Raw genomic sequence first — 1,128 nt, forward strand, 5'->3', positions numbered from 1 at the left:
GCACAGCACAGAAGATGTTTAACAGTTTTCATCATCATTACTCAAGGTGGAATTGTGTCGCAGTATACCGCCAGAAACGGGGATTAATACTCTTTACCTGTTACCCGGCTACGGTAGCTATCCCAGTTGAAGATCACCCACAAACTGTTACCCAGGCGCATACGGTCCATCACGCGTTCGCCCAGCAACTTGGTCATCTCTTCCATATTACTGTTGGTCAGCATCCCGGTTGGGCGTTTGGAAGAAGAGCGGCGATCGACGATCTGGTTGATGATCACTTTTTCGTATTTCGATTCGGTCTGCACGCCGATCTCATCGATCACCAGCAGATCAACGTTGCTCAGATCGTTAAGCAGTTGTTCTTCGCTGGTACCGCTATTCCTGAAGGTATCTTTCATCGCCGACATAATATCGGCCACGGTGATGATCAATACGGATTTACCGCGTAGCAGCAGCTCGTTGCAGATTGCCGCCGCCAGATGGTTTTTGCCGGTTCCTGGCTTACCAGAAAAGATGAAGCTGGCGATGTTGCCGTCAAACTCTTCGACGTACTGGCGCGCTTTGCTTAACGCATTCATCTGCCCTTCACACTCAACGCGATAGTTCTCAAAGGAGCAGTTCTGATGCAGTGGACGAATACCGGAGCGGTTAAAGGTGCGCTGCATTTTCATCGCCCGATTTTCACGTTCGAGAGCGGCGGAGCGGATCGCTCCTTGTTCTTTCTGCCAGGCCAGTAGTTCTTCACCCGTTTTGAATGCAGGTTTGATATGGGCAGGCATCATTTTTTGCAGGCGTTGCATCAGGTCGCCAACGTTTTTCATCGTTACCCTCTGAATCCTGGTGGAATTTGGCTGTCAGGTTCACTGACCGTATTCACATCTCGTTTCGGCAGTCCGCCGTTGCTGGCACGACCGATTTGCAGGCTGCGCGCCAGTTTTTGTTGCCACTGTACATGGTGAAAGACTTTACCTTCCGCCTGCCAGTAGGCAATGAATGAGGTCAGTTCTTCGGTGGTCACCGGCTCTCTTAGTGCCACGCCCCATAGCGCCGCCAGGCGGATAAAGTCGGCATCGGGTTGCCAGTCCGGATACATGGCGAATTTCCCCATGGGTACAGCAACGGGAGCAG

2 protein-coding genes are annotated in these 1,128 nt (G+C 51.9%); both read right to left on the reverse strand.

From position 1 onward, the window contains the following. Positions 1-83 precede the first annotated feature (83 nt). Positions 84-821, reverse strand: a complete 738-nt coding sequence (gene dnaC / locus QZF50_RS23675) for a DNA replication protein DnaC (protein WP_000799911.1) — start codon at positions 819-821, stop codon at positions 84-86. Positions 822-823: 2 nt separating this feature from the next. After that, on the reverse strand, positions 824-1,128 hold a 305-nt coding region (gene dnaT / locus QZF50_RS23680; protein ID WP_290389044.1), incomplete at its 5' end, for a primosomal protein DnaT.

It is taken from the genome of uncultured Escherichia sp. (assembly GCF_948475835.1).
In the GTDB taxonomy this organism is placed as follows: domain Bacteria; phylum Pseudomonadota; class Gammaproteobacteria; order Enterobacterales; family Enterobacteriaceae; genus ECMA0423.

What these genes read in the sequence shown, in the direction of transcription:
- dnaC (WP_000799911.1), bottom strand. Translation starts at nt 821, where the DNA reads ATGAAAAACGTTGGCGACCTGATGCAACGCCTGCAAAAAATGATGCCT.